General features: G+C 47.1%; 16 protein-coding genes. 7 read left to right on the top strand and 9 right to left on the bottom strand.

Going from position 1 to position 17,077, the window contains the following annotated elements:
* The first annotated feature begins 17 nt into the window (after window positions 1-17).
* Complete coding sequence (locus tag MH144_RS25340; RefSeq protein ID WP_127540420.1) at window positions 18-704, top strand: response regulator transcription factor; 687 nt, start codon at window positions 18-20, stop codon at window positions 702-704.
* Window positions 689-2,152 carry a HAMP domain-containing sensor histidine kinase gene (locus MH144_RS25335; protein ID WP_239305076.1) on the top strand — a complete coding sequence of 488 codons (1,464 nt, stop codon included), beginning with the start codon at window positions 689-691 and terminating at the stop codon, window positions 2,150-2,152. Before MH144_RS25340 ends, MH144_RS25335 begins: the two co-directional genes overlap by 16 nt.
* 118 nt (window positions 2,153-2,270) lie before the next feature.
* Here MH144_RS25335 and MH144_RS25330 read toward each other — a convergent pair whose 3' ends face one another.
* A complete protein-coding gene (locus tag MH144_RS25330; protein ID WP_239305075.1) occupies window positions 2,271-3,083 on the bottom strand; it encodes an AAA family ATPase in 813 nt (270 codons plus the stop codon).
* Window positions 3,084-3,531: 448 nt separating this feature from the next.
* On the opposite strand from MH144_RS25330, the gene MH144_RS25325 reads away from it, so the two are divergent.
* Both MH144_RS25325 and MH144_RS25320 read left to right on the top strand, forming a co-directional pair.
* On the top strand, window positions 3,532-3,684 hold the full coding sequence (locus MH144_RS25325) for a DUF1540 domain-containing protein (protein WP_239305074.1): 153 nt from the start codon (window positions 3,532-3,534) through the stop codon (window positions 3,682-3,684).
* A 203-nt stretch (window positions 3,685-3,887) separates the two neighbouring features.
* Entirely contained in the window at window positions 3,888-5,345 is a 1,458-nt protein-coding gene (locus MH144_RS25320; protein ID WP_239305073.1) for a 4-hydroxyphenylacetate 3-hydroxylase family protein, read from the top strand.
* Window positions 5,346-5,371: 26 nt separating this feature from the next.
* On the opposite strand, the gene MH144_RS25315 is transcribed toward MH144_RS25320, so the two are convergent.
* The 3 genes from MH144_RS25315 to MH144_RS25305 are packed head-to-tail and all read right to left on the bottom strand — an operon-like array spanning window position 5,372 to window position 7,249.
* Window positions 5,372-5,935 carry a nitroreductase family protein gene (locus MH144_RS25315; protein ID WP_239305072.1) on the bottom strand — a complete coding sequence of 188 codons (564 nt, stop codon included), beginning with the start codon at window positions 5,933-5,935 and terminating at the stop codon, window positions 5,372-5,374.
* A 52-nt stretch (window positions 5,936-5,987) separates the two neighbouring features.
* The gene (locus MH144_RS25310; protein ID WP_239305071.1) at window positions 5,988-6,791 is read right to left on the bottom strand and encodes a hypothetical protein; all 804 of its coding nucleotides are present in this window, start codon (window positions 6,789-6,791) and stop codon (window positions 5,988-5,990) included.
* 5 nt (window positions 6,792-6,796) lie between these two features.
* The gene (locus MH144_RS25305) at window positions 6,797-7,249 is read right to left on the bottom strand and encodes a flavodoxin (protein WP_095292679.1); all 453 of its coding nucleotides are present in this window, start codon (window positions 7,247-7,249) and stop codon (window positions 6,797-6,799) included.
* A gap of 251 nt (window positions 7,250-7,500) precedes the next feature.
* On the opposite strand from MH144_RS25305, the gene MH144_RS25300 reads away from it, so the two are divergent.
* The 3 genes from MH144_RS25300 to MH144_RS25290 all read left to right on the top strand — a co-directional run bounded on the left by MH144_RS25300 (window position 7,501) and on the right by MH144_RS25290 (window position 9,598).
* Window positions 7,501-8,364, top strand: coding sequence for a class I SAM-dependent methyltransferase (locus MH144_RS25300; protein WP_095292682.1), 864 nt, complete (start codon window positions 7,501-7,503; stop codon window positions 8,362-8,364).
* Window positions 8,364-9,089, top strand: coding sequence for an RluA family pseudouridine synthase (locus MH144_RS25295; RefSeq protein WP_239305070.1), 726 nt, complete (start codon window positions 8,364-8,366; stop codon window positions 9,087-9,089). The genes MH144_RS25300 and MH144_RS25295 overlap by 1 nt, the downstream gene beginning before the upstream one ends.
* A gap of 164 nt (window positions 9,090-9,253) precedes the next feature.
* Window positions 9,254-9,598, top strand: a complete 345-nt coding sequence (locus MH144_RS25290; protein ID WP_239305069.1) for an MGMT family protein — start codon at window positions 9,254-9,256, stop codon at window positions 9,596-9,598.
* Window positions 9,599-9,725: 127 nt separating this feature from the next.
* On the opposite strand, the gene MH144_RS25285 is transcribed toward MH144_RS25290, so the two are convergent.
* The 5 genes from MH144_RS25285 to parE all read right to left on the bottom strand — a co-directional run bounded on the left by MH144_RS25285 (window position 9,726) and on the right by parE (window position 17,073).
* Window positions 9,726-11,237, bottom strand: a complete 1,512-nt coding sequence (locus MH144_RS25285) for a DHA2 family efflux MFS transporter permease subunit (RefSeq protein ID WP_239305068.1) — start codon at window positions 11,235-11,237, stop codon at window positions 9,726-9,728.
* Window positions 11,234-11,680 carry a MarR family winged helix-turn-helix transcriptional regulator gene (locus MH144_RS25280; protein WP_239305067.1) on the bottom strand — a complete coding sequence of 149 codons (447 nt, stop codon included), beginning with the start codon at window positions 11,678-11,680 and terminating at the stop codon, window positions 11,234-11,236. The genes MH144_RS25285 and MH144_RS25280 overlap by 4 nt, the downstream gene beginning before the upstream one ends.
* 269 nt (window positions 11,681-11,949) lie before the next feature.
* Complete coding sequence (locus MH144_RS25275; protein ID WP_239305066.1) at window positions 11,950-12,390, bottom strand: MarR family winged helix-turn-helix transcriptional regulator; 441 nt, start codon at window positions 12,388-12,390, stop codon at window positions 11,950-11,952.
* Window positions 12,391-12,618: 228 nt separating this feature from the next.
* The gene (gene gyrA / locus MH144_RS25270) at window positions 12,619-15,081 is read right to left on the bottom strand and encodes a DNA gyrase subunit A (RefSeq protein WP_239305065.1); all 2,463 of its coding nucleotides are present in this window, start codon (window positions 15,079-15,081) and stop codon (window positions 12,619-12,621) included.
* 12 nt (window positions 15,082-15,093) lie between these two features.
* Complete coding sequence (gene parE / locus MH144_RS25265; protein ID WP_239305064.1) at window positions 15,094-17,073, bottom strand: DNA topoisomerase IV subunit B; 1,980 nt, start codon at window positions 17,071-17,073, stop codon at window positions 15,094-15,096.
* Between the last annotated feature and the right edge of the window lie 4 nt (window positions 17,074-17,077).

Genomic DNA, 17,077 nt, shown 5'->3' with positions numbered 1-17,077 from the left:
TGAAAGGAGACACCTTTTTGAAATCCATACTTATCGTCGAGGATGAGCAAGCAATTGCACGTGTGCTGGCTGCTTATCTGAGAAAAGCAGGTTTTGATGTCCGTCATGCCGCAGATGGACCTACTGCTCTCACTTTATTTGATTCTGACGTACCCGCCCTGGTTCTGCTTGATGTCATGCTGCCAGGAATGGATGGTTGGGATCTACTGCGGGTGATTCGTGAAAAAAGCCCTTGCCCTGTCATTATGCTAACGGCACTGGACGACATTCAGGACCGTCTCAACGGGTTGAACGCCGGTGCTGATGATTATATGAGCAAACCTTTCGTGCCGGAGGAAGTGGTTGCAAGAGTTAACGCCGTACTTCGTCGCAATCCGCATTGGACAGCGGAAGGGGAAGGTAAACGTTATTTCGGCAATCTGGTCATTGATCTGGCAGCCAAACAAGTATTGCTGAATGGTGCAGAAGTTGCATTAACGCCTCGTGACCTGTCGCTGCTGATGTTCCTATCTGAATATCCGAATCGAACGTTCACCCGAGAGCATCTCATTGAACAGGTATGGGGCATGGACTATGACGGAAGTGACCGGGCTGTGGATCTTTCCATTAAACGGTTGCGTCAGGCCCTCTCCCACTGGCTTCCAGAAACAGGAGAAATTCGGACGTTAAGAGGAATGGGGTATCAATTTTGGATCGCAAACTAAGCCGTAAAACGCCTAAACGAAAAACATCCATCCTCTCCTATTGGACGCTTCAATACTTTCTAATCCTCTGCATCGGTTTCATCATTATTGTTGCGGGGGCACTTTACTGGATCAGAACCACTTCCCTTGAGAAAGGTCTAAAAACCGCTGAGCTTCTGGGGCTTGAAATTGCGGAGAAGGTATCTGGAACAGAGAACAGACTGCTCATCCCTCCTGATCTGGATAGATTGGTGGACAAGCGTACCAAGCTTTTTAATACCGATAATCATTTTTGCATCATGATTCTCGACAACAACAACCAATTGATCTATTCCAAACCGAAAATGACGCAGCAGGAAGTCTACACCAGACTTTCGGATGACCTGATGGAGCCACGAAACCATAAATTTGCGGGTGTAACCGTCAATGTAGTGGATGCCAATCAGACGCTGGGCAAAGTATGGGTGATGCAATCCAAAAAAGCCATTACGTATAGTTCAGACACCCTGCTGATCGTTGGACTGCTGTTTGCCGCCCTAATCCTATGTGGCTGGTTTACAATCTATCTGCTGTCTCGCAAACTGTCCAAACCCATTCGCCAGGTCGCACATGCTGCAGAGCAGATTCGATCCGGTAATTATGATGTAAACCTGAATCTGGACACCAGGGAGCAGGAAATGAACGAACTCGTCAATTCCTTTCGCGAAATGTCCCTGCGATTACAGCAGCTGGAGGAATGGCGTAATCTCTCACTGGCAGGCGTTACCCATGAGCTGAAAACCCCGGTTACCTCCATCAAAGGACTGGTTATGGCCGTTCGAGATGATATCGTCAGCCCGCAGGAAGGCAAGGAGTTTCTTGATATCGCGTTAAAAGAATCCGAACGTATGGAACGCATGGTCGCTGACCTTCTGGACTACAACGCCATGAGTGCAGGCAGTGTTGCCGTACGCCATGAGCGCGTCGATCTGAATCTGCTGGTTGGGGAGATTATTTACCAGTGGAAAATCGCTTACGAGGATCAAGCGCCGGAGGTTGCAATGCATGTACCTGCGGGGGCACTGTATACGATCGGTGATGCATTGCGAATTCAGCAAATTATCGTCAATCTGCTTAATAATGGTTTGCAAGCCACAGCTTCGGGGCAACCCACGCTGTTTGACATTCACCTGCGAGCTGAAGAACACTATCTCTTTGTGGACGTGCAGGACAACGGAACAGGCATTGCCGAGGAAGATCAATCCAAAATATTTGAACGTTTCTACCGCGGCGAGCTCAAGAAGCGTCGGTCTCGGGGATTGGGACTTGGGCTCACCTACAGCCGCCTTCTTGCTCAAGCACAAGGTGGAGATCTCACGCTCACCTCAAGCAGCCCAAAAGGAAGTCAGTTTACTCTAAAACTGCCACGCTGGAAGGCACCTGATGTGACATCTTTGGAAAAAGCGTACCGTTCACCAGTAAATGCTTAGAACATATTAAACAGCAGAACAGCCCGGCCTGGTTTCCTGAATGGATTCCTGGCAGGGCTGTTTCGTTTTATCATTTTAATTTGATTGATCGGAAAGTGACGTTTCGGCTCAGCTTCTTCTATGTGGATAACAAACGCGGCATATACTCGTCATATGCATCAGTTATCAATTGTTCATGCAATGGACTGTCCGTAATAATCGCTTTACGTTTAGCTTTGAGCACAATCTGCTCTACATCGGCGTAACTGCACCCTTTTAATTGTTTGCACATATATGTTTTCAGGTCTGGCTGATGCTCAAATTGTCCAACCAGTTTGTTGATATATAGCTGCCTGCTCTCTTCATCCGGCATGCCATACGTTATTTTGGTATCAAATCGACGCCATACCGCATGATCCAGTTGGGTTTCCAAGTTGGTGGCTGCTACCAGTACGCTATCGCCTTCGAATTCATCCAGACACTGCAACAAGGTGTTAACCACCCTGGCCATTTCTTTCACTTCATCATTGCTCTCCCGGGTGCGGCCAATCGCATCGAACTCATCCAGAAACAAGACACAGGGATTCATCCGTGCATACTCAAAAAGTTTGCGTACATTTGTAGCCGTCTCTCCCAAATGGCTATGAATAATCGCATCCAGACGTACCAGAACCAGCGGGAGATTAAGCCGGGAGGCCAGGTAGGATGCCGTTAAGGTCTTCCCGGTGCCGGGAGGACCAAACATAACCAATTTGTTCGGCATGGGAACATCATGTTCCTCGAAGCGTTCCTTCATGCCGAGGATGGTCAGGAATTCTTCGATGACACGCTCGTTCTCCTGTGAGAATACAATGTGCTTCACTTTGCGTGCGCACTCTTTCGGTGAATAAAAAGCGGCCATATCAATTCCCTTGGCACGGGGAATACGATTTATATGATTCGTTTTGCTCATGTGCTGATAACTCTCCTTCGTTCATGCCAGGAGAGTAAACTGCGAATCTCCAAGCCTTAAGTAATTTATTGTTTGAGAAACTCAATTAAGAGTACACGATCAACTAAGATTTATATTCGTCACTTTAAACGTCTTGAATGAACATAGTTTGTTGTGAGTTTCTTATTGAATTTCTATTTAATCGTAATTATTACTATTTAATAATAGCATACGACCGCCTTTTTGCAAAGTCTGCCTTCCTCGCTCGCGCAAAATGGTTAGTTAAGATACTGCACATGTTGCATGCTTTGCCCAAATTTGCTATTCTAAAAGTGCATCGTTGTGTATAACGCAAATAAGCCCTCTTATTAAGAGGACAAAATGTTCCGAACTTCAAGCGGCAACTTGAAAAGTCGAACTTATCTCTATACCAACGAATGTAATCTAACTCAAAGTGAGGTTATTAATCATGGCAAAAGACGTATTGTGTGAAGTGAATTCCTGTGTTCACTGGGCTGAAGAGAACAAATGTAATGCTGATTCGATCTATATCGTGAGCCACAGTTCTAAAGAAGCAAGCAAGTCTGCTGAAACAGACTGCAAAACCTTTGAAGTAAAATAACAACTTTATCATTGTTTTAAGTTAAAGGAGCCCTGGCCGGTTCCTTTTTCTTTTTGTATTGTAACAAGAATGATAATTATTATCAAGCCCTTTCACCAAATTCGTAATTCCTCTGTCAGGATGCACATAAAGGAGGCTGCCCACGTAAACTACGAGAGCAGTCAATCTGCCCATGAACGATTAGATCCAAGAGGTGAATAACGATGCCTGTTAAAAGTGGCAAGCAGTACATTGAACGAATCAATGCCCAGACTGTCCCATGCTGGTACAAGGGAGAACTCGTTACGGGTAAAAGATCAGAACATCTTGCTTTCAAAGGTCTTATGGAGACGCAAGCTCAACTCTACGACATGCAGTCTGATCCGCAGCTTGCAGACAAAATGACCTATGCATCACCCGTGGACGGCAAACCTGTGGGGCTATCGTTTCTACCACCTACTACAGTTGATGATCTGCGAAGACGTCGTGAAGCGATGAGTATCTGGTCGGGCACTCATCATGGGTTTCTAGGTCGGTCACCCGATTATATGAACACGGCCATCATGTCATTCTACACTGCAGCAGATCTCCTTAACGAGTTATCTCCGCAGTACGCAGAAAATCTGAGGAACTATTATGCCTTCTGTCGTGACAACGACATCACGCTCTCTCATGCCTTCATACAACCATATGCCAGCAAAGTATCCGGACAGATCGACGCTACGGAAGATGCAATCGCAGCCAAGGTGGTTGAACGTACTGAAGATGGTCTTATCATTACCGGGGCATTCATGATGGCTACACAGGGTGCTACTTGTGACGAAATTTTGGTATACCCTTCTCCATCACCTGCTCCATTTGATGGTGAAAATCCATTTGCCTTCGCCTTTGCCGTGCCTAATGATCTGCCTGGGATCACCCTCGTTTGCCGGGATACCTACGCATCTGAATCACGCTTTAATTTTCCGCTCAGCTCCAGATACGAAGAGATGGATAACATCGTCATCTTTGATCATGTGCTGGTACCCCATGATCGGATTTTCTTTGCCGGAAGTGAAGAAATGTCCACGCGTTTATTTAGCGGAAGCAACTTCCACATTCACGCGGGACATCAAGTTTTATGCCGATATATTGCCAAAACCGAATTCATCCTGGGAACCCTTCAGTTGCTCATCGATACACTTGACCTTGCCTCCGAAGCACACGTCGTTGAAAAAACGGCACGTGTATTAGCCGGACTTGAGTCTCTTAAGGCCTTAGCCATCGCAGCTGAAGCCGGAGCCGTTCCAGATGGTAGAGGTTTTATACTGCCTGCACCACAGCCATTGATGGCTGCCAATATTCTGTATCCGAAGCTGTACCCCGAGATGATTGAAATCATCCAACTAATGGCTTCAAGCGGGATGATTATGGTGCCTCAGGAGGAAGAATTCAGATCGGGTGCCGCCGCTCATTTGGATATCTATCTGAAAGGCACCGATATGGCTTCACAGCAGCGTACTTCTCTTTTCCGTTTAATCTGGGAGCTCGGAGCGGGTTCATTCGGCGGCAGACAGACACAATTCGAACGTTTTTTCTTCGGTAACTCCATTACCGTATCCAACCGATTGTACTCTACCTATTCTAGCGTAGACACGTACCGTCAGCTTGTTAGTAATTTTCTGGCAGACAGACATCATTAATTTCTGCTCGCCTAAGAGGCAGCGTTTTAAACCAGATGGTTGTAGACTGTCATCAGTTCAGAGGCTGGTCTGCTTAGATCCACATCTCTTAATGCAGGCTGGTCTCCGTAACCGATATGAAAGACTCCCAAAACCTGCTCCTCACTGGTTAAACCCATCAGATTCATAAAAACGGGGTGCTGCTGATAATCATTCATTTTCCAAACGGCATGCAGTCCCTGTTCTGCTGCCAGCATGGAGAATCGCCTGCTCCAGGCTTTTGCCGGCAGCAGATGATCCTCTTGACTGCCCGTTGGTGCAACGACAATCAAATGTGCTGGGATGGCTTCTGTATATTGATATGTGGCCCAGTCACCATATCGGTCTGCCAAGTGAGGAGGATAGCTCTGCCTGACCGCTTCCAGATAGAGCTGGCGCCCTTCTCCAGCAAAAAGCATAAATCGCCAGGGTTTAGAGCTCATCACGTACAAAGAAGGATCTGCCTCATCAAGCAATCGTCCAATCACCGACTGTGGTACCGGAAGCGGGCTGAATTCGCAACTTCCTGCACGCTTCTTGCCACTCCCCAATTGATTCACACCGGTTAACATTGTATCGCTCCTCCCTTATCTTCACTTTTTGTCAGACACTCTTCTTGCAGATTTACATGAGCCAGTTTTTCTTGGGTTCCACTTCACTTCTTCTTCGGTCCACTTCCTCATGTATCCGGGCTTTGTCACGAGAGGTGAAATGTTCCGTTTCCGAATCTTTCGCTTGCGGGATACTGTCACGAACAAGCCTGATATAATCCATTGAACGAATCAGGGATTGATGTCCCGGAATGAATCGAATTTTACGACCTTCGACCAAACAGTAAACTTCAATCATGCCAGGCAACTTCCCGAAGGCTTCCCAACAAAACACACTAGCCATATGCTGAAAAGCTTCAACTACGTTCGGATCGTGAACGACCATGAATTTCTGAACCAACAGAGAGTTCCACCCTTCCGGTTGCCAAGCCGCCTGGAAAATCATCGACAAGTGCATGGAAAGTGCAGGAATTTCGGTTTTCCACTGTTCGAACAGGATCATGGGATGCTTCAAATCATCGTTCATGGCGATTGCCAGTGAGAGTTCATCAATGACTTTATTTTTCACATCCCAGTAATGAAGAATGGAGTCGAAACCTGATGCCTTTTTCGGCCACCACTTTTCCAGCAAATATTGTACCGGAACCTCCTTGCGCACATCCGGGTCCATACTATAAAAAGCATTGACCGCATGACTGACCGCATACTGGACGCGGTGTCGCCATTGCAGCGAGGAACGCTGTGCAGCCTCCGATTCTGGGCGAATGAACCAATGCGGGCTGCGAAGCATCTCCTCCAATTTATAATCCTCAAGCAGACGATCCGGATTGTCCGTACCTCTCGGCTGAACGGCTGCCTGAACATTATGTTTCAACATGGTTCCTAGGACACCTGTAATCCGGCAGCAGCGAAACGTTTACCGAATTCACGGCATGTATCCTTCTCCTGCTCCATCGGACTGTACTCAATCTTCAGCATCTCTGGAGATACCTCCGCCCCGCGCTCCTGCAGTTTCGCAGCTGCAAGATCCACTGCTCCGCAAAATTGTTCATAAGATGTGTCACCACTGCCGAAGACAGCCGCTCGTTTGCCGCTCAGGTCCAGTTCATCCAGCTCTTCGTAAAAATCAAGGAATTCATCCGGCAGTTCCCCGTCCCCCCATGTGTATACCCCAATCAGGAAACCATCATATTCAAGCACGTCTGCTGCGTTGCAATCCATGACATCCTTGAGGACTGCCTCATGCCCTCCCTGTGTAATTCCTTCTACAATCAGTTCTGCAATTTCTTCCGTATTTCCAGTCATGCTCGCATAAGCCACCAACAATTTAGCCATCTATTTTTCCCTCACTTTAATTTAGTCATTTAGATCATGCAGTTAATAAGGATATCTGAATTATCAAAATCATATGTGATAATGATTATCATTGTCAAATTAAATTTTAATCCATTCATCATTTTCAGTATATGGTTACACAGCAAATTCAAAACAACAAAAGGACCCTTCTGCCCACCCCAACTGGCGTACAGGCCCTTTTTTGTTGTACAATAGTATCCAAATGACTTTTGAAGGATGGATAAACGACTATGTACGTAGCATCGAACTGGAAGGACTATGAAGTAATCGATACAGGAGGCGGCGAGAAACTCGAGCGTTGGGGCGATGTCATCTTGCGCAGACCCGACCCACAGATTATCTGGCCTCTTGAAAAAGAAACCAATGAATGGCGCCAGGTGCACGGTCATTATCACCGCAGCTCTTCCGGCGGCGGTAGCTGGGATATGAAAAAGCCAATTCCTGAACGCTGGACTATTGGATACGAAAACCTTAAATTTCACATCAAACCGACCAGCTTCAAGCATACAGGCCTGTTCCCCGAACAAGCTGCCAACTGGAGCTGGATGATGGATAAAATCTCTAATGCAGGGCGGCCCATCTCTGTACTTAACCTGTTTGCCTACACAGGTGGTGCAACGGTTGCTGCAGCTTATGCCGGTGCTTCGGTAGTCCACGTGGATGCAGCCAAAGGCATGGTACAGTGGGCCAAGGAGAACGTTCAACTTTCCGGTCTTGCAGACCGTCCTGTTCGTTTTATTACAGATGATGTATTCAAATTCGTACAACGGGAACAGCGTCGTGGTAACCGTTACGACGCCATTATCATGGATCCTCCGTCCTACGGCCGGGGACCTAATGGAGAGACGTGGAAGCTGGAAGAGAACCTCTACCCCTTCTTGAAATCTTGTATGAGTATTTTGTCGGATAACCCTCTATTCATGCTGGTTAATTCCTACACCACTGGCATCTCATCCACAGTTCTGCGCAACATGCTGACGATGACGATGTCAGCTCAATACGGAGGCAGCATTACTGCAGGTGAGATCGGTCTGCCGATTACACGCAGTGGTCTGGACCTGCCTTGCGGCATTCTGGGCCGCTGGGAGTCATAATGTCTGATCACATACAGCCATCGGGGGATATCCCTGTATTATACGAAGATAATCACCTGTTAGGCATTACGAAACCTGTTAATGTACCTACCCAGGAGGATGCGTCGGGAGACCCCGATCTGCTCACGCTCCTGAAGCAGGATCTGAAGGAACGATACAATAAACCCGGCAATGTATATCTCGGTCTGGTTCACAGGCTGGATCGTCCTGTTGGAGGAGCGATGATTTTCGCCAAAACCTCCAAGGCCGCTTCCAGATTGTCTGAAACTGTCCGTGGACGGCATTTCCGCAAAATATACGCGGCCGTTGTCCATGGTAAACTACCTGCGCAGCAGGGTACGTTGAGGCATACTTTGCTGAAAGATGCACGAACCAACACGGTAACAGCTGTACCAAAAGGCACCCCCGGCGGCAAAGACGCTGTTCTGGATTACCGGGTTATCGGTCAAACGGATCGATACAGTCTCGTACACATCGAACTCCACACCGGCAGATCACACCAGATTCGAGTTCAAATGAAAGAATCAGGCTGTCCCTTGTTTGGAGATCAGAAGTACGGTGCAGGTGTGAACAAGCCCGGACAGCAGATTGCTCTCTGGTCTGCCATCGCGGCTTTTCCGCACCCGGTAACCAAGGAAGAGATTACATTAAGATCGCTGCCTCCCCGAGAGTTCCCATGGGCGGAATGGCCATCTAGCGTGTATGAGGATGCGTTTAAAGAATAATAGGCAAACCGTGTATCCGAATCTACATTCTGGGTACACGGTTTTTTTAACAATTTACATCTTGACTGAAATGACAGGTTTTATGAACATTCACTTGAAGACGAAGCTCTGTTTATAGTACAGAACCAATACTCCTGAGACGAAGAAGGGAAGTTTGCATTCAGATGACACCGTTTACTAAACAAGTCGTAGCCATTATCGCATCCATACCGGAAGGCAAAGTTATGACCTATGGCCAAATAGCCGCTCATGCGGGCAGCCCCCGTGCTGCAAGACAGGTTGTACGCATTCTTCATTCCATGAGCCGAAAGGAGCGACTTCCCTGGCACCGTGTCGTTAATGCCAAAGGAGAAATTGCCATTCCGGATGAACACTCCCGCATGATGCAGGAGACTGAGCTCATCAGCGAAGGTGTTGAATTTCAGCTGAATGGAACCATTAACCTGAAGCAATTTGGTTATGATCCAGGTCCTGTATTTCTTAACGGTTTATCGGATAACCAGGAATAATTATTTATTCACCTTCTACAATACAAAAAGAGCCCCAGCAGTTCAATCTGCTGGGGCTCTATCTCATTCAGTCGCTTAGTAAACAAGCGTGGTTCGTATGATTAATAAACGATGATACCTGTATTATTTAAGCTGTTGCATTCACTTTTTGTTGCTGTTCAACCGGTGTCGGTTCAATTGCCGGCTTCGTTTTACGGATAAAGAACGCCAGAAGCATCGCGGCAACGGTCATCCAGGTAGCTACCGTAAATGCATAGTTTACCCCGTAGATGGTTGCATCAGCCGTAGCACCGAGCATAGCAGCTTGATCTTCAGGATTAATCTGTCCCAAGGCAAGGGTATCTGCCAGGTGGGATTTCAATTTACTGCTCATGATCGTAACCAGAATGGCTGTACCGATCGCACCCGCAACTGTACGAAGTGTATTGGACATTGCTGTACCGTGTGCATTCAGACGCTGTGGCAGTTGGTTCAAGCCGGCAGTCTGAATCGGCATCATCAACATCGACATACCGAACATACGTGCAGTATAGATAAACATCATGTAGCCATACGTTGTATCAATCGACAATCGACTAAGTCCCCATGTCGTAATTGCTGTAATCGCAAGACCTGCAACAGACAGCCAGCGAGCACCAACTTTGTCAAAGATACGACCTGTGATTGGAGACATAATCCCCATTAGGATCGCACCCGGCATCATAAGCAAACCTGATTCAATTGGTGAGAAGCCGCGAATATTTTGCAAGAAAATCGGAAGCAAAATCATGCCGGCAAACATCGCCATTGTTACAAGCATATTAATAATGGTAGTTAATGTGTACATGTTGTATTTGAAAATACGGAACTCCAGCAGCGGATGATCGGTTGTCAGTTGACGAACAACGAACAGGATCAGCGATATGGCGCCTACGACCAGACAGCTGATAACAATGGCGCTTCCCCATCCATCTGTACCTGCATCACTGAAGCCGTACAACAAGCTACCAAATCCAAGTGTGGAGAGAACAACGCCTGGATAATCGAGTTTCGGTTTGGATTGACGAGTTACATTTTTGACAAATGCTATACCAATAGCTGTTGCAATCACGGAGAATGGCAAGATGATGTAGAATAGCAGTCTCCAAGAATAATGTTCAACGACATAACCGGACAATGTTGGTCCGATCGCCGGAGCAAGGATCATGGCGATCCCCATGGTACCCATGGCCTGACCGCGTTTCTCGATCGGGAAAATGGTCAGGAATACGACAGTCATCAGAGGCATCAGAATACCTGCGCCTGCCGCTTGAATTACACGACCCACCATCAGGACGGAGAAATTCGGACTGATTCCGCAGACCAGCGTTCCTAATGTAAATAACGTCATTGCCGTAATAAATATCTGACGCGTTGAGAATCTGGCAATGAGATAAGCCGTGACCGGAATCAGCACGCCATTGACGAGCATGTATCCTGTTGTCAGCCACTGGGCTGTATTGGCCCCGATACCGAGGTCTTCCATGATTTTAGGAAGAGCAACGTTCATCAGGGTTTGGTTCAAGAAGGCTACAAATGCACCAATTAGCAGCGCGGCTACAATCGGCCCCTTCTTAATGTTGTCCATCGCAGAGGATGGAGCTGCAGCGGTAGTACTCATGGGTTGTTCATCTCTCTTCCTTCTAACTTTTCAATCATTTGAGTATGGATTCTTAGCAGGTGCTCAAGATCTTCTTTTGGAATATCCAATATGGGAGATACTCTCTCCATCCACAACTGGTGTGTTTCCTGCTGTGCCTTATCTCCCTTATCCGTAATTTGCAGCATGACGGATCGGCGATCAGAATGGGAACGTGTCCGGACGATATACTCACCCTTAACCAGACGTTCAACCACAGCACTCATGGAACTGCTGCCCATATGGCACAGTTCAGCCACTTCGTTGATGCCGATAGAAGGACGCTCCTTCAAAATGGATAACACCATAAATTGAATTGAAGTTAACTCGATCTGCTTGTTTTCATTCCAGAATGCCCGAAACAGCATTTGATTCACTTGCCGGAACGAATTGATAATGTAGAATACTTCATACGTGTCAGTCATTAATTCACCCTTTTTACTTTTGGAATATAATATTTCGCACACGAAATATCAGGGGAACAATTATTTATTATAACAAAAATAATGACATAGTCAACTCTTTACATATAAATTTTTAAAAATTATTCTGAGTCTTATGAAGCAGACAAATCTATTCACTCTAGCCAAAATAAAATACCATAGTACTCCTGCGTTTATCAGCAAGAGTGCTATGGTATACCATTACCTTAAAATCATATAATCATGAATTATCATCTATCCCTCATCATTCATTAAGATGTGGAAGACAACACATGCTCTTTTGTTTTGGGTGCTGTCATCTTACCCAGTAGATAGACAAGCAACTGTTGGTTATGCATTGAAATATTGCTGAGTACGGAATTCATGAAATCATTTCGTATGGCAACACCACGTTCTGTCTCCATTCGGCCCTTGTCAGATAAGGATACCCATACGATTCTTCGATCGTTATCATCCCGATCTCTACGAATCAAATTGTTTTTTTCCATACGATCAAGCAGCATGGTTACCGCCGCAGGTGTTGTAGCCAAAAAAGGAATCAGATCGGATGGCTTCATTTTCTGATGATCCTCAAGAACCTCCAGTACAGCCAGTTGTGCCTCTGTTAAAGAGGGGGCCAGTTCCTGATCCATATGCACCTTATAGTCCTTGGTGAGCCTTGACCAGCACTTGGCAAAATCGGAATTATACATCTTGAATCGCTCCTCTCTGCAACCCGGTTTTTCACTTCACTAGCTTAACTTTTCGCGCTAAAAACCCGCATTCCTGCTGCATTTTTTCAATTTCCCAGCGATCGACCGTAATCGACGAAGGTTGTTAAACTTCGCATGGACAGCCTCTTTTAATCCGAGTTTGAACAACAAAAAAAGACTCTTTGCACGACAGGGTCAACTGCTGTGCAAAAAGTCTTTTTTACTCATTTACGATGTTGATGCTGACTGATTTTCATCGAAATTCATGAGAAGTTCCACGATTTCATCCTGTTTATCCACATGAACCAGCAGCTTGCCAATATGTTTGCGTTCCGTAATCGGTACACCTTCAGAAGAAATCGGATACGCCTGCCCTTCTTTGGTCATTACCGTTACGTTTCGCTGTTCCCTGCAATAGAAAGCCCCGGCTATGCGGCTTCCGTTCGGTTTCACACGCTTGCCTTCTTTGAATTCGAATGTGGCAATACCTTTGCCTCCACGACTTTGCAATGCGTAGTCCAGGAGCAGTGAACGTTTGCCATAGCCCAAGTCGGACAGCACGGCAATCTCGCCCTCATCACCTTCCACCCATAGGGCAGAAACGACTTCATCTGTCTCTTTTAACTGAATACCACGAACCCCTCCGGATACACGTCCCATTGGATTGACCTCATCCTCACGGAAACGGATCGCCATCGCTTCCTTGGTTATCAGCATAATATCCTTGCCGCCTGTGCTCAGATGTACTGATAATACCTCATCGTCCTTACCCACTTTGCAAGCAGCTACAGCGCCGGAACGTTTGGTGGCGTACTCTTTCAGTTCGGTACGCTTCACCTGTCCCTTACGTGTAACGAAGACGAGACTGTGACCCTCTTCTTCGAAGGACTTGACTGTGAGCACACTCGCGATACGATCATCCTTGGCTAACGGGATGACATTGACAATGGCTGTTCCGGGGTCTTTCCACTTGAATTCCGGCACCTGGTGAACAGGCAGCAAAAAGTACTGGCCTTTTTGCGTAAACACGAGCAGGTTTTCAAGGGTATTGACTTCAAGCACCTGTGAAATATAGTCGCCTTCTTTTACACCGCTTCCGTTGCGTTCGCCGCCTGAACGAGTAAAGGACTGCATTCCCGTACGTTTCACATAGCCCTCTTTGGATAACGTAACAAATACATCTTCCGCGTTGACGAGGACTTCCAGATTAACCTTAAGCTCTTCCACTTCGCCCTGGATGGCCGAACGACGATCGATCCCGTATTTCTCCCGGATCTCCATCAATTCTTTGCGGATAACACCAATTAGCTTGCGATCGCTATCCAGAATGGAGCGTAACTGTGCGATCTTTTTCATCAGGTCGCCAAGCTCCTTCTCGAGGGATGTGATCTCCAGATTGGTCAATCGATACAGTTGAAGTGTCAAGATGGAATCCGCCTGGCGCTCCGAGAATCCGAACATCCACATCAGATTATTTTGTGCGTCCTGACGATTTTTGGATGCCTTGATTGCTGCGATGACTTCGTCAAGAATGTTCAGCGCTTTGACCAGACCTTCCAGCACGTGTGCACGGTCTTCCGCTTTCTCCAGCTCATACTTGGTCCGGAATGTCACAACTTCGCGCTGATGGGCAATATAGGCTTCCAGGATGGATTTCAATCCAAGCTGTTGAGGAGCCTTGTTCACGATGGCAACCATGTTGAAATTGTAGGTTACCTGAAGATCGGTTTTTTTCAGTAAATAAGCCAGGATGCCTTGCGCATCCGCTTCTTTTTTCAATTCAACCACGATACGCAGACCGTCACGTCCACTCTCATCGCGAACTTCGGCAATACCTTCTACTTTTTTCTCAAGTCGAATATTCTCCATGGAAGTAACCAACCTGGATTTAACAACCTGATATGGGATCTCGGTAATGACAATCTGCTGCTTGCCACCACGCATATTCTCGATATCCGTTTTGGAGCGAATGTAAATTCTTCCTTTGCCTGTCCGATAAGCATCCAGAATACCTTCGCCACCCATGATTAATCCGCCTGTAGGGAAATCCGGGCCTTTCATGAACATCATGATTTCGTCCAGCTCAATCGAAGGTTTTTCCATGACCGCGATGCAGGCATCAATGACTTCACGCAAGTTATGCGTTGGTATCTCGGTTGCAAAGCCGGAAGAAATTCCGCTTACGCCATTGACCAGAAGGTTCGGATAACGGGATGGCAGCACAACCGGCTCTTTGGCTGTATTATCAAAATTGTCCTTAAACAGAACGGTCCGTTTCTCGATATCTCGCAGCATCTCCAACGCGATCGGTGACAACCGTGCCTCTGTATACCGCATCGCCGCAGCCGGGTCATCATCCTGTGATCCCCAGTTACCATGACCGTCTACGAGCACATGGCCCATTTTCCAAGGTTGTGCCATCCGCACCATACCATCATAGATGGATGAGTCACCATGGGGATGATAGTTACCCATCACATCCCCGACGGTTTTTGCGGATTTGCGATAAGGCTTTTCAGGCGTATTTCCGGAATCGTACATAGCGTATAGAATACGACGCTGTACGGGTTTTAACCCATCCCGAACATCGGGAATGGCCCGATCCTGAATAATATATTTGGAGTAGCGACCGAACCGGTCACCAACGACCTCTTCGAGAAAGGCCGGCAAAAATTGTTCTGATAGACTCATTCCAAGCACCTTCTATTCTTCGTACTCTGTAAAGTCGACATTCTCTACAATCCAGCGTTTACGCGGATCGACCTTATCACCCATAAGTGTTGACACACGGCGCTCGGCTTTGGCAGCATCTACAATCTCCACCTTGAGCAGCGTCCGTGTCTCCGGATTCATCGTCGTTTCCCACAGCTGATCCGGATTCATCTCACCCAGACCTTTATACCGTTGAAGTTCGACGTTGTTTCCAAACTCCTTCATGTAATTCGCCAGCTCATCATCCGTCCAAGCGTAGCGAACACTTGCCATTTTGCCAGACTTGCGGGTGAGCTTATACAATGGCGGCTGTGCAATAAATACTTTACCTTCATCAATCAAAGGTTTCATATAACGGTAAAAGAAAGTCAGCAGCAGCACCTGAATATGTGCACCATCCGTATCCGCATCGGTCATGATTATGATTTTGGAATAATTGCTGTCTTCAACGGCAAATTCAGTCCCAATACCCGCTCCGATCGCAGCCGTTATCGCACGATATTCCTCGTTCTTGAGGATATCGGCCAGCTTTGATTTTTCCGGGTTCAGCGGTTTCCCCTTCAGAGGCAGTATGGCCTGAATCTTCGAATCGCGTCCCTGTTTGGCAGAGCCTCCTGCCGAATCACCTTCAACAATAAACAGCTCGTTTCGGGTAAAATCCTTAGATTGTGCCGGAGTCAGCTTGCCATTCAGGTTGGAACTTTCGCTGCGCTTTTTGCCTGTACGCATCTCGTCACGGGCCTTGCGTGCAGCTTCTCTTGCCTTGGAGGCCTGAACCGCTTTGCGAATCAATGTCTGAGCCACCTGCGGGTTTTCTTCCAAAAACCGCTGCATGTTCTCCGAAACGACCGAATCGACCGCACTTCGAGCGGAAGCGCTACCGAGTTGATCTTTCGTTTGTCCAACGAATTCGACTTCAGACATTTTTACGCTGATGACAGCCATCATGCCTTCGCGCAGGTCATTACCCTCCAGATTTTTATCCTTTTCCTTAATCATGTTGGTACGTCTTGCATAGTCGTTCATCACACGGGTATACGCCGTCTTGAATCCGGTCTCATGTGTACCGCCGCCCCTTGTTGGGATCGAGTTAACAAATGAAGCCAGCGTTTCGGTATACCCTGCGTTATACTGGATGGCCACTTCCACCTCGATGTCGTCCTTCTCCGCATAGAAGTGAATGACATCATGCAGCACGTCTTTATTTTCGTTCAAATACGCAACAAACTGGCTTGCTCCGCCTTCATACATGTACTCATCCTGATTGCCTGATCGTTCGTCTTTAAGAACAATTTTCAGGCCCGAGTTCAGAAAGGCAATTTCCTGAAGCCGTTCTGCCAGTGTGTCATAATTGAATTGAATGCCATTTTGGAAGACACGTATATCGGGTTTAAACGTTACTTTAGTCCCTGTCCGATTGGTATTTCCGAGTACTTCGAGTCCCGTTACCGGCTCTCCGACATGTTCGATACCCTTTTTGTCCTGCCAATATTCAAAACGTTGACGATGAATCTTGCCATCACGGAAGATTTCGACTTCAAGCCACTCCGACAAGGCATTCGTAACCGAAGCACCTACGCCGTGCAGTCCGCCTGATTTCTTATATCCTGATCCACCGAACTTTCCGCCTGCGTGCAAAATCGTAAACACGACCTGGGGAGTAGGAATCCCTGTTTTATGTATACCTGTTGGAATTCCCCTTCCGTTATCCTGAACCGTAATAGAACCGTCCTTATGCAGCGTGATATCGATTTTGGAGCAGAATTTGGCGAGATGCTCGTCGACAGCGTTGTCCACAATTTCCCATACCAAATGATGCAGACCTGAAGTACTGGTGCTGCCGATGTACATCCCGGGCCGTTTCCGAACCGCTACCAGTCCTTCAAGTACTTGAATGTCGTCCGCGTCGTAGCCTGAAGACCCCTGTCCTCCGCCTGTCGAACCTGCCGACATATCGATTTGCTCGACCATTCAT

The sequence above is a fragment of the Paenibacillus sp. ACRRY genome, assembly GCF_022346995.1.
Lineage (GTDB): Bacteria > Bacillota > Bacilli > Paenibacillales > Paenibacillaceae > Paenibacillus.
The sequence above is the reverse complement of the archived record's forward strand: the minus strand, read 5'-3'. Positions and strand labels throughout refer to the sequence as shown.